We start from the raw sequence: 24680 nt of genomic DNA on the forward strand, positions 1-24680 counted from the left end.
GAACGTTTTGCTCATTTAAAAGGTAAAAGCGCCATTGTGCCCATTTGCGGCCGTGTGATTCCAATTATTGAAGATGAATATGTTGATATAGAGTTTGGAACCGGTTGTTTGAAAGTGACTCCGGCTCACGATATGAATGACAAAGCTTTGGGTGAAAAACATAATCTGGAGATTGTCGATATTTTCAACGAAGACGCTACTTTGAATAGTTTTGGTTTGCATTACCAAGGCAAAGATCGGTTTGTGGTTCGTACCGAAATTGCTCAGGAATTAGAAACAATTGGGGCTATGGCGAAAACAGAAGCTTACCTAAATAAAGTAGGAACTTCCGAAAGAACAAAAGCCGTAATTGAACCTCGTTTGTCAGACCAATGGTTTTTGAAAATGGAAGATTTGGTAAAACCGGCAATCAAATCTGTTTTGGTTGATGGCGATATAAAATTACATCCAGCTCGTTTTAATAATACTTATGCGCATTGGTTAAATAACATTCGCGATTGGAATATTTCGCGTCAATTGTGGTGGGGACAACAAATTCCGGCTTATTTCTACGGCGACGGAAAAGAAGATTTCGTGGTAGCTGAATCTATCGAAGAAGCTCTAGTTTTAGCGAAAGCCAAAACTTCTAACAACTCACTTCTCACTTCTGACTTAAGACAAGATGTTGATGCACTCGACACTTGGTTTTCTTCTTGGCTGTGGCCAATGTCTGTTTTTGGAGGAATTATGGATCCTGAAAACGAAGATTTCAACTACTATTATCCAACAAATGACTTGGTTACCGGTCCGGATATTTTGTTTTTCTGGGTGGCGCGAATGATTATTGCAGGATATGAATATACAGGCATAAAACCATTTACGAATGTGTATTTAACGGGTTTGGTTCGGGATAAACAAAGACGTAAAATGTCGAAATCATTGGGGAATTCACCAGAACCATTGGAGTTAATCAAAAAATTTGGTGCCGATGGAGTTCGTGTGGGATTGCTTTTGAGCGCTTCGGCAGGAAACGATATTATGTTTGACGAAGAATTGTGTAACCAAGGAAAAGCCTTTACCAATAAAATTTGGAATGCTTTCAAATTGATAAAAGGGTGGGAAGTTTCGGATGCTATTCCGCAACCGGAATCGTCAAAAGTGGCGATTGAATGGTACGAAGCGAAGTTGCAAGAAACGCTTTTAGAAATCGAAGATAATTTCGAAAAATATAGAATTTCCGATGCTTTAATGGGAATTTACAAACTGGTTTGGGATGATTTCTGTTCTTGGTTTCTCGAAATGATAAAACCGGCATACCAACAACCAATTGACAGCGCAACTTTGGCGAAAGCCATAGAAATGCTGGAAAACAACTTGAAATTATTGCATCCGTTTATGCCGTTTTTGACAGAGGAAATTTGGCAAATTCTTGCCGAAAGAACTCCGGACGAAGCGTTAATTGTTTCGACTTGGCCAGAAATAAAACCATTTAATGCACAATTGATTCATGATTTCGAAAATACAGTTGAAGTGATTTCGGGAATTAGAACGATTCGTAAAGACAAGAACATTCCCTTTAAAGATACCATCGAATTGCGAATTGTAAACCACGATAAAGTATCGACTTATTTTGATGCGGTGGTGACCAAATTAGGAAACATCACTTCACTGGAATATGTTTCAGATAAAGTGGATGGTGCTTTGTCTTTCCGTGTGAAATCGAACGAATATTTTATTCCAATAACTGGAAATATTAATGTTGAGGAAGAAATCGCAAAACTCACAACTGAATTAGTTTATACCCAAGGTTTCCTGAAATCCGTTGAAAGTAAACTCGCCAACGAGAAATTTGTGGCTGGTGCGCCAGAAAAAGTTTTGGCAAACGAAAGACAAAAACAAGCTGATGCTTTGGCAAAAATTGCTACAATTGAGCAAAGTTTGGCTGGATTGAAATAATAATTCTTTTCGGATTATATTATACAGACCTAATTTGTTTTTAAAACAAATTAGGTTTATTTTTTGGAAGTTAATGAAGGATATAAAAGAGATAATGATTGACGATGAGTGATGTATTTATATATCCAATTAATAAAAATAAATGTAAGGTCATCCATATAAACCAGGCTAAAAATCCGTGTAAGGTTAGTTTGGGTATAGATAGATCCACTACAGCTTTATTTCTACCAACTGTTGCCATACTGCCTTTGTTTACATATTTAAATGGAATAATTTTTTTGTTTTTTGCTAATCGTATAAAATTATTGGCAAGATTTTTTGATTGGTCAATTGCCACGCTGGCTAACTGAGGGTATCCTTTGGGATGTAATTCACTTTCAATAAAAGCAACATCACCTAAAGCAAAAATCTTATCAGTTGGGATTACACGATGGCTATAGGTGTCATTTTGTGCTTTGTATTTATTTTTAAGGATAAAAAATTAATTTAATGAAGTGAAAAGCTTGTTTTCTTCTCTTCTAACCTTTTTTAGATTTACTAAGTAGTCCGTTTTTTCATCACGATACCCTAATGCTAAAAGAACTACACTTTTTAATCCTTTTTCTTTGAGTTGTAAAACTTCGTCTAACATTTCGGGGTCAAAACCTTCCATTGGTGTGCTGTCTATATTTTCTTCAGCAGCAGCTACTAATCCAATTCCTAATGCTATATAGGCTTGCTTGGCGTTCCAATTAAAATTTTGTTCGGGAGTTTTTACAAGTTGCGATTCAATTACTCTTTTAATTGGATTCAAACTTTCTTTGGTAACATCTCTTACTTTAGAAATAAGCGTTATATAATTGTCTATTCTTTCTTGTGTTAGATTATCCCAAACTGCAAACACCAATACGGCAGAGGCCTCAGTAATTTGAGGCTGCATGCTTGCAATGGGTTTTATTTTTTCAAGTAAGTCTGCATTTTGAACCACTATAATTGAATAAGGTTGTAAACCGAATGAAGATGGTGCAAGAGAAATTGCTTTTAAAATAGCTTCCATTTTTGCTTTTGGAATACTTTTTCCATTCATTCTTTTGGCAGCGTATCGCCATTTGAGTGCATCTATAATTTTCATTTTATTTTTTGTTTAAATTTTTTCTGAAACCCAGTCAACAGCCTCTTGAAGGTCTTTATGCTCAAATCCCTTAAACTCTCCGGGAAGGAAGTAGCTAAAGATGTCTGTGAAATTTCGGATTGCTTCTACATCAGAAACTATGGCAGCTCTGTTCCATTTAGTTAAATGTTTTATGCCCATCAGGGCATCTTTCATCCATGCACCAATTGTGAAATTTTTTAGAGAAGTTTCAAGTACTAAAAGATAATTCAGTTTATCTGTTTTATCAACTAATGCTTTTACTTTGGGCATTACTGTTTCTGTAAAATCTTTTTCGTTGATTTCTCCTGTGGCTTTAAAGCCAGCCACGTTTGCGGGTAAATTTTCTAAGTAAGTTATCATAAATTTAATTTTAAATTAAGTAAAGCATCTCCCATAGATTTCACTTTGTGGAAGTCAGTTACAAGTAAAGTTTGTTGTTTTTTAATCATGGTCTGTTGTTCAACATTTAAATATTCCAAGTCATTTTCCAATGCTTCTTCATAAGTGTCTTTAGTCATTTCCTCGACATATTCGCATGAGTTGAGTATTGAGTAGCGGTCTTTTCCTGTGAGTTCTGCTTTTACATCCATCCACATACGAAAGAAATTCCCTGATATCGTAGTGTGTTCTGCTCGTGGTCCTCCCAATTTGGTAACTTCAGTTTTTAATTCTTGTTTGCATTTTTGGCTTGTAGAACTGAACTGTACAAACAAGGTTTTCAAATCTTGTTCTTCGGTTTCGTTGCTTGCTGTTTTGTATACTTCAATTCGATCTTTGTTGATATTAGTAAGTGTGTTTAGCACTTCAATTGTTTTTATGTTTTTCATTTTGTTGCTATGATAAATTACTGTCAAAAATTGTCAGACAAATAAATGACTGAATTTAATTATTAACTAAACATTTAAAGCTCCTTGATTTCCTGTAATTAAATTGGTACCTGTGGCAACAGATGTTACCATTTTAATGAAGTTTATCATTCGGTTGCCGTCCGTGTCCCAATAATAAGCACTAGTTGGGCTCACTTTTATTATTGAAATATTAGGATCGTCTTTACCTTCTTTAAACCAAATTTTAGCGACGGGTGTCCATAGTTCTTCAATTTTTGTTTTGTCTAGAATTATTTCGGCTTCACCATTTACAACTAAGTAACTGTTTTTACCAGGATGCGAAAAAAAGAGTTGCACATTTTTGCTTACTGCAACCGCTTTATTTTTATCATTGTTCTTTTCACTGAAAAACCAAATATTGCCTTGGTCGCAAACTTTTAAAGCTGTCATAGGTCGGCAGGTAGAGCCATCGTCTGTTTTAAGATTGGTGCAAAATAGGCAAATCATTATTTCGTCAACCAAACTTTTTAGTTTGTCAGTGGCTTCTTTGTTATTCAAATTTTTTGGGTTACTCATTTTTTTTATTTTTTATTTTCAACTTGAGTTTAAAATCTTCCGCTATTTGATTTTTGTCAATTTTAACTTGATTTAATTGGTAACGGACTGCCAGACTACAAAGGTGGGCTTCTTAGTTAAAAGGAGTATTACACAATTTATGAAAAAGGTTGCAAGATTTACAGCCATGCCAAAAAAGTTGATTGTTTGTGTAAGTTTTAAAAGTTTTTAAAAAGGGAACTATTAATCTTTGTATCCACTTTAATCTCTTTATGTTTAATTCCTGAAAGCTTTGCTTCGTTTTTTTTTACTGCAGATTTGCTTCGCCAATTCGTCCCGCAAACTAGTGGGACTCGGGTCACAGATTTTCACAGGTTTTTTTTGTGTAAATTTGTGTTTAACTTTGCCAATACCTCGTGGGCTCTGCAACGAGGTGGTTTATTTACTATAATTCCCAAAAACAAGAAAATCCGTGTTGCCACGGATTTTATTTTAGTAAATAGTTGTAATACTGCTTATTTCTTTGAAGCATTTGTGATATACTGATAAATCAACTGTTTTTCTGCATCGGTAATTTTAGCTCTGTCCTGCATTTTGGCCAAATTTAAACTCCATGCTTTTTCAGTATATTGATTGGGCAAATGCAATTGATGACAGCTCGAACATTTTTTTACATAGATTTCTCTTCCTGTTTTCAAGTCTTCAAGCGATACAGTTAGTGTTGCTTCTATGGGAATATAGAGTTGTGATGAACAGGAAATCAACAATAAAATGGAACCAATAATGATTAATTTTTTCATGTTATTACGTATTAAAAGGAATAGGAGAATAGAAGTCTAACATCCATTTTTGTAAATTCCTCCACGTTTAAACCAGACATTCCTTCAGGATTGTTTAACCCGGCAATTTGTGGAGAATAAGATAGATTCAACCAGAATTTATCAGTATTGTATCCTAATGTTGGTCCTGCGAACAATGCTGAATGTGTAAAACTGTCTTCTTTTATATAAACGTTTCTATCTATAATCTCAGCACCTAAATTCCAGTTTTTGTTAAAGTTGTATGAATAACCATAATTTAAATCATATTTCAGTTCAGTTTCGGTTGTTACCTTTCCATCAGAGGTTGTGGTTTCCCATTCAGGCTCAAAAGTAAGGTTTAATGCGTGAGTTGATTGTCCAATTTTTTTATCGAAAATTGCTTTCAATTCAATTTCTAATTCATCAGTGGCAACCGTGAATTCTACATATCCCGCAAACCCAAATCTGTCTGCAACTGGATCAGAAAATTTATATTTCCATTCGTTTGAAAATGATATTTCTGTTGAACTCATATTAATTTCTCCTGAATCAGAATCAAATGCTGCTTTCTGTTTTGAATTGATGTAAAAGGAGGTTTGCAAGTTAGAACCTAATCCTATTTCATATTCAACTCTGTTTTGAATTTCCCTATAAAAATCTGTTTTTCCGCTTAAAACAGTTGTCCAAACTTCTAGTTCTTTTGCTCCTTTATTTAAAACGGCACTTTGATAGGCGTAGTTGAAAACCCTGTCTTGAGCCAATAAATTTATTGAACTTAATAGTAAAAAGCTTGCGAATAAGATATTATTTTTCATTTTGTAAATTTTTTAAAGTTTATTTTATTAGAATTTAAATAAAATAATTGTGCAAATATATCAACCTAATTTCAGAGCTGCACAATTTTTTTGGATAATTATTAACTTTTATTTAAGAATTGTTTATAGATAAATTAGTGCTTTAATTTTATTTATATTTTATTTAACAAGAGGTTGTTTTTTTTGAAAATACAAATTCCTGCCTATTTTCAGAATTGCAAGCTACTGGTATTATTAAAATGTCGCTATTATACCAGCGTTAATTCCAAAAGGATGACTAGGTCTTAAACCAGCTGGAGTTCTTGCAACTGCTTTGTCAGAATCTAACAAGTTGATAATATTTGATGTTAAGCTTACTTTATTGGTGAGATGGTATTTTGCAGCAAAATCAATTATTATGTTGTCATCAATTTTGTAATTTTCTGGGATGTCTCCCTGACCTGCTTTTGTCCTGAATTCTCCTATGTAACGTGCATTTACAGCTAAACTATATTTTTTGTGTTCTAAATCTGCAGTTAAGGCTAATTGGTTTTTTGCAATAAATGGAATTTCATCACCATAAGTTACGGTTCCCCAGCTTGGGCTTATAAAATCGGATTTTAATTTGGTTTTCGTATAGGTATAACTCAATGATATTGGCAGTTTAAACACATTCGAATTGTGCATTATATCATAAGAAGCCGTGAACTCCAATCCATTTACTCTTGCTTTTCCAGCATTAAACAAATCGCCGGTTCCGCTGCCTCCTCCAGACATAGTGTCTGCTCCTTGCAAATTGGAGTAGTCGTTGTTGTAAATAACTATTTCAGATGAAAAAGCATTTTTATTCATACGGAATCCAAATTCGGAATTCATACTGTTTTCGGCATCTTCACCAGGTAAAGCACCTGGAGGCGAAAATCCTTTGTGCAAACTTGCAAATAGTTTATAGCTGTCGTTGATGTGGTATAATATTCCCATTCCCGGTATCCATACATTTACCGTATTCTCTTGAGTTTTTAAATTTGCACCAGTTCTATTTGGGTCTAATTTTCCATAATCTTTATTTGTTATTGTAATGTTCTCGTTTCTCAACCCTGGAGTAAAAACGAAGTCTTGTATCGTGATATTATACAATAAATGTGTGGCTACAGCTTTGGCACTTTGAATTCTATTGGAATCACTGCCACCAATCCCATTATTAGTTCGGTTCATAAATTTGTTGTTTATGGCATAACCATCCACCCATTGGTATCGGTCTTCGTAGTCTTCATGATAACGAACTCCAAATTCCAAGTCGTGTTTTACATTTCCAGTAGAAAATTTATAATTTCCAACAGTTTGTGCACCTTGTGACTCATATTTTCTATTGTTTGCTTTTACTCGCAATGCATTTGCTATGGTGTTGTTGTTTCCGGCTATGGCATTGTATTCACCTGAATATTTTATAGGGTCTGCCAATATATTTGTGATAGAAACGGATGTTGTCCCCAAGTTTACAGCATCTAGTTTGTACCAATTTCTGGCAAAAGTATTCCTATATGCTTTTGTGGTAAAAGTTAGATTTTGTGTAGGCCTAATATAATGGGTTGCCATTAATTGAAAATGATCAGTTAATAGATTGTCTTCGTTTGAACCTAAATATCTTCGGTATGGATTTGTTTTATAATCGGTATCTGTCAATCCTAAATATGTTTCTTGCGATGCATCTTCAGAATATTGCAGTTTCATTGTTAACGATTGATATATTTTCGCATCTAAATCAGTGTTTAAACGGAATTTTGCTACATAATCGTTGGCATCAAAACCTTTTTTTTTGGAACTATAGTCAATATCCATAAAACCGTCCGAATTTCTGTTGTTGTATTCTACCAAGTAAGCGAAGTTTTTGAAAGAATCGCCTAAACTGGTATAGAAATGTTTGGTATTATAGCTGCCATAAGTAGCACTTATATTTCCAGAAAAAGCAGTAGGTATTTGTGTTGATACCATATTCAATGCTCCTGCTGTGGTGTAAGGACCATATTGAATTTGGCTTCCTCCCTTGATGATTTCAAAAGCCTTCATACGAGCAGCCGTCGGAAAATAATATGCTGCTGGTGCAGCATAGGGAGCTGGGGCAATAAGAACTCCATCTTCCATAAGTGTTATTTTAGAACTTCTGTCAGGATTTGTCCCTCTCATTCCAATGCTTGGCCGTAAACCAAAACCATCTGTTTCTTGTATCGTTACTCCTGGAACATTGATTAAAATTCTGGAAATGTCATCTTGCTTGAATACTTTTAAATCGGCTTCTGAAATATAGAATGTTGATCCGGCCTTGTTTTTAGCCTTGAACTTGTTACCCACTATTGCATCAGAATTGATAACAACTTCGGATAAGGAATTAATGGTGTCTTTTTTTATCTCTTTTTCTTGCGAATAACCTAAGAATGACATGGTAATAAATAGGAGAGTAACTACTTTTTTCATTGTGTAAATGTTTTTTAGATAATATTTGGTTAATGTTATTTAGATTAAATAAAAATAACGATGCAAATATATAACCTAAAAACGATTTACCAAAACTATTTAGAATAATTATAAATAACGAATTGACGAATTGTATTTTTGATTGAGAATTAAAATGATGACCAAAACTATATCTTTCTTTTTTGGAAAAAAAATATGGGTTTAATAATAAAAATACATATTTACTTCATTTTTCTCATTGAATATTTTGAAGAACTTGGTTTTCCTTGCTGAATTCCAGAGATTTGAATTAGAATGCTGTCATTTGTAATCTTTAAATAACTGATTTTTTGGGGAAAATCATTTTTTGGATTTTCAAAAACTAATTGTTTCTCAATAGTATCGTTTTGAATAAAAGTTACAGGTTCGTCATTGTTTTGACCTTTTATAGTAGAAATATAAAAAAGCGCTTCTCCTTTTTGTTCTAATTTGATTTGTTCAGCATGCAGGGTGTCTTTTCCTTTTACAAAATAGCTTTCACCGTTATAGATGCTGTCGTTTACTTTTTTCCAAGTTTCCGTAAGATTTCCGTTTTCAGAATTGTTTTCCCATTTCCCCAAAAGCCAATCAGCAACTACAATTTTAGAAGTTTCCTTAGATTTTAAACACGAAGTTAATGTCACGGCTATAATGAGAATAAGAATTGTTTTTTTCATAAGAGAAATTTAATTGGTCTATACTAACTTTTCAAAATTAGGAAAAAGATAACAATTATTGTTATTCAGTAGTTCTAATATTTATTGTTGATTACTGTTATTCTTGCTATTTGTCACGCTGGAAGCGTCTAAATTATGTTGTTCAGGTGCGTCGAGATACTTCTATCGTGATAATTCGTGAAATTACTTCGCTAGTTCGCTTCGCTTGTGTTATGTCAACTTTTTAACTGTTCCTAAAAACTTTCTTTCAAAATGCTATAAACCAATTCTTTCGTGGGTTTTTGATCTTTTAGTTTCGCACGAACCACATCAAAAGGTACTTTAAAATCGCAGCCCGATTTATAGTCGCTGCAACCATAAGCGGTATTTCCTTTTAGAACGGTTCCTTTTTTGCATTTGGGACATTCTAATACATCCGAAGTTGCTTTAACAATGGTTTTCTTTTCTTCTAATTTTAGTTCAAAATTTTCGTCAAAGCGTAATAAACCTTCTACCATTCCGGCAGCTGTTTTGAAATCTTTTAAATTTACAGTTGATCCCTTTTGGAGTAACCGCAAGTATTGATTCTCGGATATTTTTTTCTCCGCAAAAGTATAAGGCAATACAAAACGGCAACCGGCTTTGTAATCACCACAGCCGTAAGCTAATTTTCCTTTGATGAGTGTTGCTTTTTTGCATTTTGGACAAACTTCTGCCAATATCCCTTCTGCTTTCTTTTTCTCGACAACAGCTTCTTGTTTTTGAACACTTCCTGCATGCGAAATATTAGCACCTCTGGTTTCTCTTCGTACTTCATATACCAATTCCTCGACCATTTGTTTCATATTTTTAATGAACGCACCGGCGGTAAAAGTTCCTTTTTCAATATCTTTCAACTGCTTTTCCCAAGAACCTGTTAGTTCTGCCGACTTTACCAAATCATTTTGAATGGTGTCTATCAATTGAATTCCAGTTGGTGTTGGCAATACCTGTTTTTTGTTTCGAACAATATATTGACGTCTAAAAAGCGTTTCAATAATATTGGCTCGCGTTGATGGACGTCCAATGCCGTTTTCTTTCATCAATTCGCGTAAATCTTCATCGTCAACCTGTTTACCCGCGGTTTCCATTGCGCGCAATAAGGTGGCTTCCGTAAACTGATTCGGTGGTTTGGTTTCCTTTTCCAAGAACGAAGGTTGATGTGGTCCTTTTTCGCCAACAACAAAACTTGGCAAAATATCGGCTTCTTTTTCTTTAACGTTCGGGTCTTCAAAAACGACGCGAAAACCCTTTTTCAAGATTTCCTTCCCGGTAGCTTTGAATAGTACTTCAGCAGCTTTTCCCATTACGGTTGTATTGGCTACCAAGCAATCGTCATAAAAAACAGCAATAAAACGGCGTGTAATTATATCATACACTTGCTGTTGATTGTATTGCAAATTGCTTTGCATTCCTGTTGGAATTATCGCGTGGTGATCAGTAACTTTTTTATCGTTGAAAACTTTTGGCGATTTTTTTATCTTTTTTTCTAACAGCGGTTGAGTCAAGGCAGCGTAATTGGACAGATTTTGCAGGATACCAGCCACTTTCGGATAAACGTCATTTGGTAAGAAAGTCGTATCAACTCTCGGATAAGTGACTACTTTTTGTTCGTATAAAGTCTGAACGATTTTAAGTGTTTCATCTGCCGTAAAACCAAATTTAGTATTGCAATACACTTGCAAGCCTGTTAAATCAAACAGTTTGGGCGCAAATTCGTTGCCGTTTTTCTTTTCGACAGACACAATTTCGAACTCGCTTTCTTTGACTTTGTTGGCCAAAATTTCGCCATCTTCCTTTTTCAAAAAGCGTCCTTCTTCATAGCTGAAAAGCGTTTCTCCATACAAGGTTTGCAATTCCCAATAAGGTTGAGGTTTGAAATTCTCGATTTCTTTGAATCGATCCACAACCATTGCCAATGTTGGCGTTTGCACCCGACCAATGGACAAAACTTGTTTGTAACCACCGTGTTTTACGGTATACAAACGGGTGGCGTTCATACCCAATAACCAGTCGCCAATGGCTCTCGAAAAGCCGGCGTAGTATAAATTATCGTAATTGGCGGATGGTTTCAGGTTGTCGAAACCCTCCTTGATGGCTTCGGTGGTTAGGGACGAAATCCACAACCGCTTTACCTCGCCTTTATAATTGGCTTCGTTCATCACCCAGCGCTGAATGAGTTCTCCTTCTTGTCCCGCATCCCCACAGTTGATGACCAAGTCGGCTTTGTCGAACAAGCTTTTTATAATTTTGAATTGCTTCTGAATACCCGAATTTTCGACCACTTTGGTTTCAAATTTCTCGGGAAGCATAGGCAGGTTATTGAGGTCCCAACTTTTCCAGTGCGGTTTGTAATCGTTGGGTTCTTTCAAAGTGCATAAATGCCCAAAAGTGTAGGTTACCTGATAACCATTGCCTTCAAAATAGCCATCGTGCTTGGTATTGGCTCCCAAAACGGATGCGATTTCGCGGGCGACACTTGGTTTTTCGGCAATACAGACCTTCATTTGTATATAGATTTTTATATGGTTTCCCGTTTGCACGGGAATGGCATTTGAAGGTGCAAAGTAGGAATTTTGAAATTGGTATTAAAAAGAAATCTTTAGGAGTTATGAACGGGTTGGCATTTCGAAGTTTTTTCAGGAGCAGAACCATTGGTGTTTTCAAGAACCAATCCTCCTGCTGTACGCTGAATCTCTTCGCTGCGCTACGAGGATGCCGCTTCCATCAGGGCTAAAGATTTCGTTTCTTTTTTCATAATAACGAAAGAAAAATACAGTAGATTACTTCATATATTCTCAATTTACGGATAAAAAACTTTTAGATAGTTTTTAAAATTGTTATTTAAACACAACAAAAAATATATAAAATTGTTGTTTATATTTAACATTTTTAAGTATATTTGCTATTTAAAAACAACATTATGGAAGATCTTATTTTAGAATTTCAAGAAAAAACCACTATGGTATCCTTGAAATTTCAACGGTATTTGATTGATAAAATGGATTTGAATAACCGATTAATTGCCGTAAAAGGAGCTAGAGGTTCAGGAAAAACGACTTTGTTGTTGCAAATCGCAAAAAGAAAATTACCGCTAAAAAGTACGCTCTATGTAAGCTTGGATCATATTTATTTTTTTGAAAATAAATTATATGATTTGGCAAAGCTGTTTGTGAAATTTGGCGGCACTCATTTATTGTTGGACGAAGTTCATAAATACCCCAATTGGTCTAGAGAAATAAAATTAATTTATGACAATTTCCCCGCTTTGAGTATTGTTTTTACTTCTTCCTCAATGCTCGAAATTTACAAAGCCGAATCGGATTTGAGTCGAAGAGCGGTTTCTTATACCCTAAAAGAGTTGTCTTTTAGAGAATTTATTGAGTTGGATACCAATAAAAAATTTCCGATTTTTTCTTTAGAAGAAATTTTGGGTAATCACAACGAAATAGCTTCCAAAATGCTGGAAGAGATGAAGCCCTTGCCTCTTTTTGCAAAATATTTGCAAATGGGAGCGTACCCGTATTTCAAAGAAAGTGAGAATGATTATCCTCAAAAATTGCGCAACACTATAAATTTAATCATAGAAATAGATATTAATGCGGTCGAAGATTTGAACTATGAAACCTTGGTCAAATTGAAAAAATTATTGATAACTGTTGCAACCAGTGCTCCATTTACGCCCAATATTACCAAGTTGAGCGAAAAAGTGGGCGTTTCCAGAAATACTTTAATTCAGGCGATAAAAATTCTAGACCGTGCAGGATTAGTAAACGAATTATACAAAGACACCTCAGGAATTGGAGTTTTGACAAAACCCGAAAAGTTGTTTTTGAACAATACCAATTTGATGTATGCTTTGGCAAAAGAGAATATCAATATTGGCAATGTTAGAGAAACGTTTTTCCTTAACCAATTCAAGGATTTACACGAAATTAATCTGTCGGATCAAGCCGATTTTCTGGTCAATAAAAAGTACACCTTTGAAATAGGAGGCAAAAACAAAACCAGGAAACAAATTATCGATATTCCGGATTCCTATATTGCCAAAGATATGATAGAAATAGGGTATGGGACTATAATTCCAGTTTGGCTGTTTGGGTTTATGTATTAGTCTCGAATTACATTCTGTGCCTACTCCTATTTGCACCCAAAGCTATTCTGACAAAATTACTTCTAAATCAATTTAAACATAAAAAAAACTATGTCGTTTTCTGGACATAGCTTTTCTGACTTGTTTTATCTGCCTTCGTTTGTTGGCACAGAATGCAATTCTGCGCTAGCGATTGCGGATATCCGAGCGATCGGGTTATAATTGCTGACACGACTTATTCACACTTCGCAGAGCTGGTTCTTAGTTTTTAAGAATCTCTTTTATTTTTTTATAACCTTCGATTGATGTCGTTTCTTCATCTAAATTATTTCTAGTTTCATAAAGAACATCAAAGTTCTGAATTCCTAAATTTAAAAATGGTTCAGCAACTTGCAATCTTAATTTCGCATAATATGCAATTTTGTCTAGCTTTTCTTTTGTTATAATTTCAGATGGTTTATGAAATTTATTATCAATAAGTGAAGTATATAGACTATAGTTTTTATAGTCATTAGAGATATGGACTTTTCCTAGTTCAAAAAATGAGTTCTCTAATAATTTTTTAGTTAAATCGCTTTTATCTGCCATTATAGCAAACATAAAATCTATGCCTTGGGAAAATTCAGTTTTAGCCAAATGGTTTATAAAATTTTTATAAAATTTTTTTGTTTCTACATCACTTTCAATATCTCCTTTTAATACAAAATTAAATGTTAGAAATGCTTTTCCAACTTCTTCAATGCTAAATTGAAAAAGAGTATAAGCTCTAGCAACTTTATTCTTTTCTGCTAAAATTTCAGCTTCTTCGATTAATTCTTTTGCATTACCCAAAGACTTTTCGATTGCTTCAAAATAATCTAACCTATCAAGTTTTATAGTTTTTTTTAGCATTGCTATGATGTTTTGTCGCTACAGTTGGTTAATGTATTTATAAACGTTTTATTACTCTGGCTAAACTTCCGATTAAAAAGGTGAAACGAATTATATAAATTGCAAAAATTCCTCCCAAAACAATAGAAATCCAATAAATTACTTTATATCCCATTAACCAATTATAAAGATTATAACATACTGATGGAATAATATAATTTGTCAAAATTGGAAATATCAAGAAAAGACTGAAAAATATTAATGAAAAAACGATAAGGAATTTATCATATGACGTAGCTTTAAGCATTATCGTGTCTATAGGATATTTTTGTTCATCTTGAATTGCATCTTTGTCCGTTTCATTTTCTAATGTGTACATAACCCAGTATGAATAAAACCCAAGAATATAATATAAGATTGAAATAAATAATGATTTGTCTTTTGTAAATGACAAAATATAAAAAACTATAATAGATGAAACAATAAACGCCTTTACGATCTTGCCATAAAATAATATTTTACCATTTTCGAAGATCCCCATAAGAATAGAAGCCGGTAATAGTATAATAAGTTTTGCGATGAATCCCGTAAAAAGGGCTAAAAAACAAACAGCAGAAATGAATTCAAATATTTCCATAATGTAGAATATAATTATTGTTTTGTAATATGCATCCCATTTTTTTATCGCTTGTTAAAACTTGGGTGTATGTTTGATTTATTAAATAGGGTCGCTTTATCTAATAAACGCCAGTGTTTTTATTTATTTTCAAATATACATTCTTAATACCGAAAATACTGATAAAAACGGATTCAATTTTATATCTTTTTCAAAAGTAACTCCTTTTGTTTCAGTGATTTTACGGGAAACCGTAAAGCGCTGTTTTTTTTGCAAATTTTTTAGTTTAAGAGGTAATGCAAGTTCTTATAGGCTTCTCGATACAATCCCGCCCAAAAGCGGGATCACTCGAAGTAACGGTAAAAGGATTATTTCTTGGCATTTATTTGTTGTTGTATCCACGATATTCTTTCCATTAATTTTTCAAAAGAAAGCGAATTTCCGTAAATCATATTCTGCTGCATTATTTCGTAATCTTTTTGCCATTCTTTTAGGATACTTGCTGGTGGAATAATACTGATTTTTGATGGCGTATGATTGGCATAATCAATGCCTCTAATTGGAGTAATGGCGCTTCTGTGATTCACAATTCCTTGATACAAAGTGTTATCTGAAATTGCTGTTTGAAAATAAGTTGTATCTATTAATTTTTCTAAATCATACAGATGTCGGCTCAATCTATCCGTACGAATTTTAGCTGTAGGTTTTTGAAATTCTTCGTGTAAAAGAAACACTTTTTCTAGAAAGGTACGTTCCGGATTTACGGTTGCTACTGTAATGGGTTTGTCAGCAAAATATTGCTCTGGATAGTGTTCTCCTACCAAAGAAGAAAATACTCTGGGAGAACAGGGTTCCATCAACGAACGGCTACCTATTTCTACTAAAATACGTGGTTTTAGGTACGCTGATGTTGGACTTACTTCTGGATAGTAGATTTCGATAATTAATGGATCTTGGTCGGTATCTTTTATTGGTGCTAATTGTATTTTTAAATCGGTGAAACCCGCTTTTTCAAATTTCTCTTTTAGTTGGGAGAAGAAAACAGTGGAGATGAATTGGAAGGAAGCTTTACGCAATTTACTGACTTGGGATTTGCTCATTTCGGTATCAAAACCCAAATATCTTCTATCCAGTGCTAAATCGATATCTTCGGAGAAACGCTCTATTACATTCCACGCTTTGCTTAATGAGGTACCTCCTTTAAAAACAATGTACGGCCCACAATCTAGTGTAAAAATAAATCCCAATGTTTGTGTTACCCACCAATCCTTTTCAATTGCTTGAATGGGAAGTCCTGTTTTGGTTCTGATTTGTTCAAAAATTAGTATTTTTTCTTCTTTGTGGAGTTGTAAAAATGTTTTCATTCGTTTGCTATTGCTTTTTTCAAAATAGTTGCAATCCAGGCTGGTGCTAGTTTGCTATCGTGAATAATGTTTGCTGTTTTTTCTTTTTTTAGTTGCTCCAAAATGATTGTTTCGGTTTTTTCATTCAGTTTATTTTTTCCTATGGTTTTTAAAGCCTGAATTACCAAACCACTTATTTCTCCTTTTGTAACCAGATTTTTGGGTATTGTTTTTTTTAAATTAACGGTTTGTTTTCCAATATTTATGGTTCTTGGGGCGCCATCGGTAAGATAGACCAATTTCATAGGTATTTGCGTACTCAATCCCAATAGATATTGTGCTTGTATGCCTGTAGGCACTATTCGGAATTGGTCTTTTTTGGCAATGGCAGCCATTATTTCTTCTGCGCCGGGTATTATTTTCCCGACGAGTTTGCTTTCTTTTGGTATTACATAAATGCCTTGTGCCACGCGTATTATTTTTTCGTTTTCTTTTAGGCGTTGTAGTGCCTTGCGAATAGCGGTTGGTTCGGCTAATTCGCTAAATTGTTCAATAAAAAATAAAGTGCCCGGCTTTGCTTTTTTTATTTTATTGAATACTTTTTGTTCTATATTTTGTGGTTCTTTTTTCATATCTTGTCACAAATATAGTAAATATTTGTGACGAAATAAGTTTTAATACAAATACTTAAAAAGGAACTAACTCCTTTTGAATCAGGGATTTTACGGGAAACCTTAAAAAGCTGTTTTTTGTGCAATTTTTTTTAGCCCTGATAGTAGCGGCATCCTTTTTCTGGCTTTTTTTGCCAGAAAAAGATATAGCGAATAGCAGGAAACAGCTCCTGTAAAACTTGGAACTTTAAACTTTAAACTTTAAACAAAAAAATTGTATTTTTGCACTCCAATAAAAGGAACAAGAATATGTTAGATAGACTTCAAATAGTAAAACAGCGTTTCGACGAGATTTCGGACTTGATTATTCAGCCCGATGTGATCAGCGATCAAAAACGTTATGTGCAATTGAATCAGGAATATAAAGGTTTGAAAGCCCTAGCCGAAAAGCGTGACGAATATGTGCTTTTGATGGCTAATATTGATGAAGCCAACGAGATTATTGCCGATAATAGTGATGCGGATATGACTGAAATGGCCAAGATGCAACTCGAAGAAGCGAAGGAAAGATTGCCAGAACTAGAGGAAGAAATCAAGTTTATGTTAATTCCGAAAGACGAGGAAGACGCCAAGAATGTGATGGTCGAAATTCGCGCCGGAACGGGTGGCGACGAAGCCAGTATTTTTGCCGGAGATTTATTTAGAATGTATACCAAATATTGCGAAAATAGAGGTTGGAGAACTTCGGTTGTGGATATGAACGAAGGAACTTCGGGTGGTTTCAAAGAGGTAATTTTTGAAGTTACAGGCGAGGATGTTTACGGCACTTTGAAGTTTGAAGCGGGTGTTCACCGTGTGCAACGTGTGCCACAAACGGAAACGCAAGGTCGTGTTCACACCTCGGCAGCTACAGTTATGGTGCTTCCGGAAGCCGAAGAATTTGATGTACAAATTGATATGAACGATGTTCGTGTCGATTTTTTCTGTTCTTCAGGACCTGGTGGACAATCGGTAAATACGACAAAATCGGCAGTTCGTTTGACGCACATTCCAACCGGTTTGGTGGCGCAATGTCAGGATCAAAAATCGCAACACAAGAATAAAGATAAAGCGTTAACGGTTTTGCGTTCTCGTTTGTACGAACAGGAATTGGCCAAAAAGCAAGAGCAAGATGCTACCAAACGTACTTCGCAAGTAAGTTCCGGTGACCGTTCGGCAAAAATTAGAACCTACAATTATGCACAAGGTCGTGTAACGGATCACAGAGTGGGATTGACCTTATACGATTTAGGAAATATTATGAACGGCGATATTCAGAAAATTGTTGACGAATTACAATTGGTCAATAATATGGAGAAATTGAAGGAAGCGAGCGAGGTTTTTTAAAAGAGAAAAGAAGAAAGAAGAAAGAGAAAAGATGCCATACTGAAATGTTTGGCATTTTTTTTATATAGATTGGTAAGTTGTTATTGCTTAAGTTCTATAAAAAATAGGGTTTAAATTTTCTTAATAATTTGTTGAATTATCAAGATATTTAGTGTTATTTTTGTTATGATTAATTAATAATTTAACAGGATTTAATCTTATTTAGTATGAAAAAAATGCTATTCGTAATTGCTTTTTTAGCCAGTTTAGCCACTGCAAAAGCTCAGTCTTATTTAGGGTATTATCACGACAATTATGCCGGTGTGCAAAGTGTGCTTTTTAATCCGGCTTCCATTGTTGATTCTCGTTTTAAAACAGATATTAACTTGATATCATTCAGTTCTTCGATAAGTAATGATATGTATGGCGTGAATTTCTTTGATGTTTTTAAAGATGGATATGATTTTGATACTCAAGCCAAAAAATCATTTACCAATGCCAACAAAATAAATTTGAATACGGATGTTATGGGTCCCTCATTCATGTTTAATATTACTCCGAAACATTCTTTGGCCATTTTTACAAGAGCTAGAGGTATTGCTAATGTAATAGATGTTAATGGTAATGTAATTAATGAAATTTCCAAAGATAATCAAACTAATTTTAATTATAGTTTAGGAAGTCCTAATGCTGTTGGGAATTCTTGGGGAGAGATAGGGATTTCGTATGCTGCGGTTTTATATCAGCAAGGGCAACACTTTTTGAAAGGTGGTATTACTGCAAAATATTTGCAAGGTATTGCCAATTACCATTTTCAAGGGACGAACGTTACTTTAAATTATAATGAAAATGTTGTTTTGCCCCAAAACAGTACTTATGTTTCTACAGGTACTGCAATTTATGGGTCTAGCCAAGATTTTGCCACCAATTCAAATGTTGATATCGATTCAAAATCGAATGGTTTTGGAGTAGATTTAGGATTGGTTTACGAGTGGAGACCTGATTTTGATGCTTCTAGAAAAGACGTCAATGATTTGAAATACCTTAACAAATACAAAATCCGTTTCGGATTTGCACTTACAGATTTAGGTTCGATGATGTACGATAAAGGAGTTCGTAACACCTATAATTTAAATAAGACCATTACTCAGAATGATTTTGATAATGCGGATAATTTTGATCAATTTTTAAAAGATAATTATGCTGCTACAGCGGTAAACGGCGCAATTAAATCTAAATTGCCAACAGCCGTTCATACGGATGTTGATTGGAATATTCACAACAAGTTTTATGTAAACTTAAATGGGGATTTTAGTGTTGTTTCTAAAACAGTATTAAATCAAAGTAGTATTGCCAACCGAGTGAGCTTGACTCCTCGTTACGAATCTAAATGGTTCAGTTTCTATCTGCCTGTTTCTTATATGGATGTTAATAAACAAACACAAGTGGGTGTAGGTTTGCGTACAGGCGTGTTTTTTATTGGTTCAGGTTCTTTGTTGTCTAATGTGATGTCAAACAATTCTAGGGCTGCTGATTTTCATCTGGGTATAAAAATTCCAGTATACCAGAAAAAAGCGAAAGACCTAGATGGTGACGGTGTTTTAGACAAAAATGATGAATGTCCAGAAATAGCCGGGCCAGTTGAAAATAAAGGTTGCCCCTGGAAAGATACTGATGCCGATACCGTTCTGGATAAAGACGATAAATGTCCAACTGTTGCTGGTCCTATTGAAAACAATGGTTGTCCTTGGGAAGATACTGATGGAGACAAAGTTGTCGATAAAGACGATAAATGTCCAACTGTTGCTGGTCCTGTTGAAAACAATGGTTGCCCTTGGCCAGATACTGATGGAGATGGTGTGTTGGACAAAGATGATAAATGTCCAAACATTCCAGGATTAGCAGCTTTTACCGGTTGTCCAGATACAGATAAAGATGGTTTGCCTGATCAAGAGGATGCTTGTCCTACTGTTCCAGGACCGATAAGCAACAAAGGTTGTCCAGAAGTAACCGCTGAAGTGATTAAAAAATTGAATGAATTCTCTAAATCCGTTTTATTCGATTCTTCAAAGGCTACCATCAAGGCTGAATCCAACGATAAGTTAGAAGAAATGGTTAAAGTAATGAACGAATACAATTCAGCTAATTTTAGATTAGAAGGACACACGGATAGTACAGGTAATGCAGCCAAAAATCTCCAATTATCTAAGGATAGAGCTGCAGCCATCAAAAATTATTTAATTGCAAAAGGGATCAATGAGAGCAGACTTTCGTCTGAAGGATTTGGTTTAACTAAACCAATTGCCAGCAACAAAACAGTAGCTGGAAGAGCTCAAAACCGAAGGGTAGAGATCATATTAGTGAACTAATTTTATTAAAAACGCTTCTTGATGAAGCGTTTTTATTTGTATATAATCGCTTTCGTTATTTTAAAATAACAAAAGCGATTATTTTTTATAAATTTGCAGCCAGATGCTCCATCTATCCATTTTATAAAATCTTCATCATTTCAAACAAATGACTACAGCACAATTAATTGATCAGATCAAAATAAAAAAATCATTCCTCTGCGTAGGATTAGATGTTGATTTGAATAAAATTCCGAAGCATTTATTAGAATTGGAAGATCCGATTTTCGAATTCAACAAGGCAATAATTGATGCCACACACGATATAACCGTGGCTTACAAACCTAATACGGCGTTTTATGAAGCGTATGGAATAAAAGGTTGGATTTCTTTGCAAAAAACCATCAATTATATCAACGATAAGTATCCTGAAATCTTCACGATAGCCGATGCAAAGCGTGGTGATATTGGAAATACTTCATCGATGTATGCCAAAGCTTTTTTTGAAGATTTGAATTTTGACAGCGTTACCGTTGCACCTTATATGGGAAAAGATTCGGTGGAGCCTTTTTTGGCTTTCGAAAATAAACACACGATTATGTTGGCTTTGACTTCGAATGAAGGAGCGTTTGATTTTCAAACCTTGAATGTGGGTGGTAAGGAATTGTACAAACAGGTTTTGGAAACCTCAAAAACCTGGAAAAATTCCGAAAATCTGATGTATGTTGTTGGTGCTACCAAAGCCAAATATTTCACTGAAATTCGCAAAATTGTACCTGATAGTTTCTTTCTTGTTCCCGGTGTTGGTGCGCAAGGCGGAAGTCTTCAAGAAGTTTGTAAATACGGAATGAATGCAAATGTTGGATTACTGATCAATTCTTCAAGAGCGATTATTTATGCTTCAAAAGGAACTGATTTTGCACAAAAGGCTATGGAAGAAGCATTGAAAATGCAACAAGAGATGGAAGGGATATTGATTAATCATTAAGTTTGCCTTTTTTAAACACATAGAAACATAGTTTTTGTTGATTATTATGAGGCGTTTCACTTCATTAAAGTTAATCATAGCTATGTTAAAGCCAAGAATTGGTCTATATAATTCTTTTTTCTATGATTCTATGCGTTTCATTATTTTTAAAATTGTTTCTCAATATCTTATAAATAAAGCAAAATGATAATTTTAATTCTTGAAATTCGTGGCTGAAATTTTTCTACATTGCGACGAATTAAATTTATTGAAAAAATCCGTTTTTATTCGCGTTTTCGCTTTTGCGAATCTGTTTAATCCGCGTTCCAATTAAAAAAATGATAAACTACACCATATACAAAAACGAAAATAGCGATCAGTGGGTGACTTTTGTCCACGGAGCTGGTGGTAGTTCGTCTATTTGGTTCAAGCAAATTCGGGATTTTAAAAGCCAATATAATGTATTGTTATTAGACTTACGCGGTCATGGAAATTCAAATTCCCAAATCAAAAAAGCCTTCAAACAAAAATATACTTTCGAGTCTATAGCCAATGATGTTCTGGAAGTTATTGACCATTTAAAAATTGAAAAATCACACTTTGTCGGGATTTCTCTCGGCACGATACTCATTAGACAATTAGCAGAAATGCATCCCGAGAGAGTGCAAAGCATGATTCTTGGAGGTGCAATACTAAAAATGAATTTTCGCTCTCAAATTTTGATGAAATTGGGGAATACATTCAAGTATGTGTTGCCTTATTTGGTATTGTATAAGTTTTTTGCCTTTGTGATTATGCCTAAAAAAAGTCACAAACAATCGCGTTCTCTTTTTATCAATGAAGCCAAAAAATTATACCAGAAAGAATTCATAAAATGGTTTAAACTCACTGCCGAAATCAACCCAGTGCTGAAGTGGTTTCGACAAGTAGAATTGGATATTCCAACACTTTATGTCATGGGCGAAGAAGATTATATGTTTTTGCCTTCTGTTCGACTCGTGGTCGAGAAACATTATAAATCTTCAAAATTGTTTGTGATAGAACAATGCGGTCACGTGGTTAATGTGGAGCAACCCATAATCTTTAATAATGAAGTTTTATCTTTCATTGGTTTAAACAAATAAAAAATGTCCCGCAATTTGCGGGACATTCTTTTAACTAACCAAAACCAAAATAATAAATAACCAGTTTATTATTCTACAAAGATCATATACTTTTCCGCTTCTTGCTGTTAATGATTTGTTATAAGTTACTTTAATATAAGTTAAGTTTTCTTAATAAAGTTTTTAGCTATTTCTGTTTAAAAAAAATGTCCCGCTATTTGCGGGACATTCTTTTACTAACCAAAACCAAAATAATAAATAACCAGTTTATTACTTTGCAAAGATCATATTCTTTTTCCTTTTTTGTTGTTAAGGATTTGTTATTAGTTTGTTGTAAATACGTTAAGTTTTTAAGAAAACACAACCGTTTTGTTGTTGTACACCATCGTCTTTCGTTCTGCGTGGAGTTTTATGGCTCGCGCTAACACGATGCGTTCTAAATCCCTGCCTTTCATAATAAAATCATCAATAGAGTTGATGTGAGAAACCCGAGTGATATCTTGCTCAATTATCGGACCCTCGTCCAATTCATTTGTGACATAATGACTCGTGGCTCCAATAATTTTTACGCCTCTTTTAAATGCCGAATGATAAGGTTTAGCGCCTGGAAAAGCAGGTAAAAACGAATGATGAATATTGATGATTTTATTTTCGTAAAGTGAGATTAAATTTGGAGTCACGATTTGCATATAACGCGCCAAAACAATAAAATCAATTTCGTATTTCTGAAGGATTTCAATTTGTTGTTTTTCGCCTTCCTCTTTATTGTCTTTGGTAAATGGAATATAGTGAAACGGAATGTCAAAACGTTTCGCAACCAATCTTAAATCCTCGTGATTGCTCACAATTAACGGAATTTCCATCTTGAATTCTCCGGCACTGTAACGACCCAAAATGTCAAACAGGCAGTGATCGTATTTCGACACAAAAATGGCCATTTTTGGCTTTTGTTCTTTAGGGTGAATTTCCCAAGACATTTTAAAATCAGTGGCGATAGATATTTCAAAGACCTTTTTTATCGCCGTCAGATTGCTGTTTTTATTAGTAAGTTCACATTCCAGGCGCATAAAAAATACATTCTGTTCCACATCTACATGCTGGTCAATATAAATAATATTTCCTTCCACTCTAACAATAAAATCAGTCACAGCGGCGATAATTCCTTTTTGGTCTTCGCAATGAATTAGGATGATAATTTTCTGCATAATTTAAATTATTTTTTGTCTTGCATTGCAAAAACCTTTTGTAATAAAACAGAAGTTCTTGAATTCAAATTGGTTCTAATATTTTTTTCTTCAACGGCAATCATTTTAAAAACTCCTGCCATAGCTTGATTGGTGACATAATCAGTCAAATCTGGATTTACTTTTTTTACGAAAGGAATGCTATTGTATTTGTTTATGATATTTGACCAAACCTTGTCGGCACCCACTTTAGTAAATGAATTTTTTATTACAGGATTAAATTTACCGTATAAAGCAGTCGAAGTACTGTTTTGTAAATAAGTCGTTGCCGAGTTTTCATTTCCCATCAAAATGGTTTTGGCATCTGTAAAAGACATGTTTTTTACGGCATCCACAAATATAGGAGTAGCTTCCTTTACAGCATCTTCGGCAGCACGATTGAGTACTTTTAGCCCTTCATCGGCCATAGAACCAAGTCCAATTTTTCTCAAGCTCGAATCTACTTTTTTCAATTCTTCGGGTAGCAATATTTTTACAGCTTCATTCTTGTAAAAACCGTCCACAGCAGTCAATTTTGACACTTGTTTAGCAATACCGTTGTTCAATGCTTCTTTCAATCCTGCTGAAATGTCTATACCTCCAATGCCTTGCGTCTGAGGAAATTGATTTATGGCTTGTTGCATTTCGACACAACCTGAAAGAATAAATACTAACATTAGCAATCCCATTTTTTTCATTCTAAATACTTTTTATAAGTTTACTTCATTTGTTTACCATAATGAATCGGGTCAAAAATACTACTTATTCAATGATAAAGCGATAATTTTATTGGCTATATAAACCTTATGGTACTGCAAATTATAAAAATGATTGCCTTTTTACCAATAAATAAAGTCGATGGTAATTGATTATTAAAAATAATTGTAAATTGCGGTATTAAAATTATCATATT

At 34.2% G+C, this 24680-nt stretch carries 21 protein-coding genes; 6 read left to right on the forward strand and 15 right to left on the reverse strand.

The window, feature by feature from the left end; genetic code table 11:
- Positions 1-1935 (forward strand): class I tRNA ligase family protein (locus ACH2BV_RS02705; RefSeq protein WP_395049118.1); only part of this gene is annotated, 1935 nt, incomplete at its 5' end.
- Between the two features lie 481 nt (positions 1936-2416).
- Here the strand turns inward: ACH2BV_RS02705 and ACH2BV_RS02710 are convergent.
- From ACH2BV_RS02710 to ACH2BV_RS02750, 9 genes are all read right to left on the reverse strand, one after another.
- Entirely contained in the window at positions 2417-3046 is a 630-nt protein-coding gene (locus ACH2BV_RS02710; protein ID WP_395049120.1) for an NAD(P)H-dependent oxidoreductase, read from the reverse strand.
- A 12-nt stretch (positions 3047-3058) separates the two neighbouring features.
- A complete protein-coding gene (locus ACH2BV_RS02715) occupies positions 3059-3427 on the reverse strand; it encodes an STAS/SEC14 domain-containing protein (RefSeq protein WP_395049122.1) in 369 nt (122 codons plus the stop codon).
- Positions 3424-3894, reverse strand: a complete 471-nt coding sequence (locus tag ACH2BV_RS02720) for a PA2169 family four-helix-bundle protein (protein WP_395049123.1) — start codon at positions 3892-3894, stop codon at positions 3424-3426. The genes ACH2BV_RS02715 and ACH2BV_RS02720 overlap by 4 nt, the downstream gene beginning before the upstream one ends.
- 66 nt (positions 3895-3960) lie before the next feature.
- Positions 3961-4470, reverse strand: a complete 510-nt coding sequence (locus ACH2BV_RS02725; protein ID WP_395049125.1) for a pyridoxamine 5'-phosphate oxidase family protein — start codon at positions 4468-4470, stop codon at positions 3961-3963.
- 494 nt (positions 4471-4964) lie between these two features.
- Positions 4965-5249: a c-type cytochrome gene (locus ACH2BV_RS02730; RefSeq protein ID WP_395049126.1), complete on the reverse strand. Its 285-nt coding sequence runs from the start codon at positions 5247-5249 to the stop codon at positions 4965-4967.
- 11 nt (positions 5250-5260) lie between these two features.
- The gene (locus ACH2BV_RS02735) at positions 5261-6064 is read right to left on the reverse strand and encodes a DUF6662 family protein (protein ID WP_395049128.1); all 804 of its coding nucleotides are present in this window, start codon (positions 6062-6064) and stop codon (positions 5261-5263) included.
- 234 nt (positions 6065-6298) lie between these two features.
- A complete protein-coding gene (locus tag ACH2BV_RS02740) occupies positions 6299-8515 on the reverse strand; it encodes a TonB-dependent receptor family protein (protein WP_395049129.1) in 2217 nt (738 codons plus the stop codon).
- 221 nt (positions 8516-8736) lie between these two features.
- Complete coding sequence (locus ACH2BV_RS02745) at positions 8737-9210, reverse strand: DUF6265 family protein (RefSeq protein ID WP_395049130.1); 474 nt, start codon at positions 9208-9210, stop codon at positions 8737-8739.
- Between the two features lie 233 nt (positions 9211-9443).
- A complete protein-coding gene (locus tag ACH2BV_RS02750; protein ID WP_395049131.1) occupies positions 9444-11735 on the reverse strand; it encodes a DNA topoisomerase 3 in 2292 nt (763 codons plus the stop codon).
- Between the two features lie 416 nt (positions 11736-12151).
- On the opposite strand from ACH2BV_RS02750, the gene ACH2BV_RS02755 reads away from it, so the two are divergent.
- Positions 12152-13342 carry an ATP-binding protein gene (locus ACH2BV_RS02755; protein WP_395049132.1) on the forward strand — a complete coding sequence of 397 codons (1191 nt, stop codon included), beginning with the start codon at positions 12152-12154 and terminating at the stop codon, positions 13340-13342.
- Between the two features lie 240 nt (positions 13343-13582).
- Here ACH2BV_RS02755 and ACH2BV_RS02760 read toward each other — a convergent pair whose 3' ends face one another.
- From ACH2BV_RS02760 to ACH2BV_RS02775, 4 genes are all read right to left on the reverse strand, one after another.
- Complete coding sequence (locus ACH2BV_RS02760) at positions 13583-14212, reverse strand: AbiV family abortive infection protein (protein WP_395049133.1); 630 nt, start codon at positions 14210-14212, stop codon at positions 13583-13585.
- A 37-nt stretch (positions 14213-14249) separates the two neighbouring features.
- A complete protein-coding gene (locus ACH2BV_RS02765; RefSeq protein WP_395049134.1) occupies positions 14250-14828 on the reverse strand; it encodes a hypothetical protein in 579 nt (192 codons plus the stop codon).
- A 347-nt stretch (positions 14829-15175) separates the two neighbouring features.
- A complete protein-coding gene (locus tag ACH2BV_RS02770) occupies positions 15176-16171 on the reverse strand; it encodes a nucleotidyl transferase AbiEii/AbiGii toxin family protein (RefSeq protein ID WP_395049135.1) in 996 nt (331 codons plus the stop codon).
- On the reverse strand, positions 16168-16782 hold the full coding sequence (locus ACH2BV_RS02775; RefSeq protein WP_395049137.1) for a DUF6088 family protein: 615 nt from the start codon (positions 16780-16782) through the stop codon (positions 16168-16170). Before ACH2BV_RS02775 ends, ACH2BV_RS02770 begins: the two co-directional genes overlap by 4 nt.
- Positions 16783-17070: 288 nt before the next feature.
- Between ACH2BV_RS02775 and prfA the strand changes: the two genes are divergently transcribed.
- The 4 genes from prfA to ACH2BV_RS02795 all read left to right on the forward strand — a co-directional run bounded on the left by prfA (position 17071) and on the right by ACH2BV_RS02795 (position 22565).
- On the forward strand, positions 17071-18147 hold the full coding sequence (gene prfA / locus ACH2BV_RS02780) for a peptide chain release factor 1 (RefSeq protein ID WP_395049139.1): 1077 nt from the start codon (positions 17071-17073) through the stop codon (positions 18145-18147).
- A gap of 206 nt (positions 18148-18353) precedes the next feature.
- Positions 18354-20495 carry a DUF5723 family protein gene (locus ACH2BV_RS02785; protein ID WP_395049140.1) on the forward strand — a complete coding sequence of 714 codons (2142 nt, stop codon included), beginning with the start codon at positions 18354-18356 and terminating at the stop codon, positions 20493-20495.
- A 148-nt stretch (positions 20496-20643) separates the two neighbouring features.
- A complete protein-coding gene (gene pyrF, locus ACH2BV_RS02790) occupies positions 20644-21462 on the forward strand; it encodes an orotidine-5'-phosphate decarboxylase (protein ID WP_395049142.1) in 819 nt (272 codons plus the stop codon).
- A gap of 317 nt (positions 21463-21779) precedes the next feature.
- Positions 21780-22565, forward strand: a complete 786-nt coding sequence (locus tag ACH2BV_RS02795) for an alpha/beta fold hydrolase (RefSeq protein ID WP_395049144.1) — start codon at positions 21780-21782, stop codon at positions 22563-22565.
- Between the two features lie 329 nt (positions 22566-22894).
- On the opposite strand, the gene purU is transcribed toward ACH2BV_RS02795, so the two are convergent.
- Complete coding sequence (gene purU / locus ACH2BV_RS02800) at positions 22895-23749, reverse strand: formyltetrahydrofolate deformylase (protein WP_395049146.1); 855 nt, start codon at positions 23747-23749, stop codon at positions 22895-22897.
- Between the two features lie 8 nt (positions 23750-23757).
- Positions 23758-24465, reverse strand: coding sequence for a DUF4197 domain-containing protein (locus ACH2BV_RS02805; RefSeq protein ID WP_395049147.1), 708 nt, complete (start codon positions 24463-24465; stop codon positions 23758-23760).
- Positions 24466-24680: the final 215 nt, after the last annotated feature.

The sequence above is a fragment of the Flavobacterium sp. genome, assembly GCF_043780635.1.
In the GTDB taxonomy this organism is placed as follows: domain Bacteria; phylum Bacteroidota; class Bacteroidia; order Flavobacteriales; family Flavobacteriaceae; genus Flavobacterium.

Coding starts and splice junctions, on each gene's coding strand:
- ACH2BV_RS02765 (WP_395049134.1), bottom strand. CDS start 14,828: ATGGAAATATTTGAATTCATTTCTGCTGTTTGTTTTTTAGCCCTTTTT.
- purU (WP_395049146.1), bottom strand. CDS start 23,749: ATGCAGAAAATTATCATCCTAATTCATTGCGAAGACCAAAAAGGAATT.
- ACH2BV_RS02725 (WP_395049125.1), bottom strand. CDS start 4,470: ATGAGTAACCCAAAAAATTTGAATAACAAAGAAGCCACTGACAAACTA.
- ACH2BV_RS02710 (WP_395049120.1), bottom strand. CDS start 3,046: ATGAAAATTATAGATGCACTCAAATGGCGATACGCTGCCAAAAGAATG.
- ACH2BV_RS02775 (WP_395049137.1), bottom strand. CDS start 16,782: ATGAAAAAAGAACCACAAAATATAGAACAAAAAGTATTCAATAAAATA.
- ACH2BV_RS02785 (WP_395049140.1), top strand. CDS start 18,354: ATGAAAAAAATGCTATTCGTAATTGCTTTTTTAGCCAGTTTAGCCACT.
- ACH2BV_RS02770 (WP_395049135.1), bottom strand. CDS start 16,171: ATGAAAACATTTTTACAACTCCACAAAGAAGAAAAAATACTAATTTTT.
- ACH2BV_RS02750 (WP_395049131.1), bottom strand. CDS start 11,735: ATGAAGGTCTGTATTGCCGAAAAACCAAGTGTCGCCCGCGAAATCGCA.
- ACH2BV_RS02805 (WP_395049147.1), bottom strand. CDS start 24,465: ATGAAAAAAATGGGATTGCTAATGTTAGTATTTATTCTTTCAGGTTGT.
- ACH2BV_RS02730 (WP_395049126.1), bottom strand. CDS start 5,249: ATGAAAAAATTAATCATTATTGGTTCCATTTTATTGTTGATTTCCTGT.
- pyrF (WP_395049142.1), top strand. CDS start 20,644: ATGACTACAGCACAATTAATTGATCAGATCAAAATAAAAAAATCATTC.
- ACH2BV_RS02740 (WP_395049129.1), bottom strand. CDS start 8,515: ATGAAAAAAGTAGTTACTCTCCTATTTATTACCATGTCATTCTTAGGT.
- ACH2BV_RS02795 (WP_395049144.1), top strand. CDS start 21,780: ATGATAAACTACACCATATACAAAAACGAAAATAGCGATCAGTGGGTG.
- ACH2BV_RS02720 (WP_395049123.1), bottom strand. CDS start 3,894: ATGAAAAACATAAAAACAATTGAAGTGCTAAACACACTTACTAATATC.
- ACH2BV_RS02755 (WP_395049132.1), top strand. CDS start 12,152: ATGGAAGATCTTATTTTAGAATTTCAAGAAAAAACCACTATGGTATCC.
- ACH2BV_RS02715 (WP_395049122.1), bottom strand. CDS start 3,427: ATGATAACTTACTTAGAAAATTTACCCGCAAACGTGGCTGGCTTTAAA.
- ACH2BV_RS02735 (WP_395049128.1), bottom strand. CDS start 6,064: ATGAAAAATAATATCTTATTCGCAAGCTTTTTACTATTAAGTTCAATA.
- ACH2BV_RS02745 (WP_395049130.1), bottom strand. CDS start 9,210: ATGAAAAAAACAATTCTTATTCTCATTATAGCCGTGACATTAACTTCG.
- prfA (WP_395049139.1), top strand. CDS start 17,071: ATGTTAGATAGACTTCAAATAGTAAAACAGCGTTTCGACGAGATTTCG.
- ACH2BV_RS02760 (WP_395049133.1), bottom strand. CDS start 14,212: ATGCTAAAAAAAACTATAAAACTTGATAGGTTAGATTATTTTGAAGCA.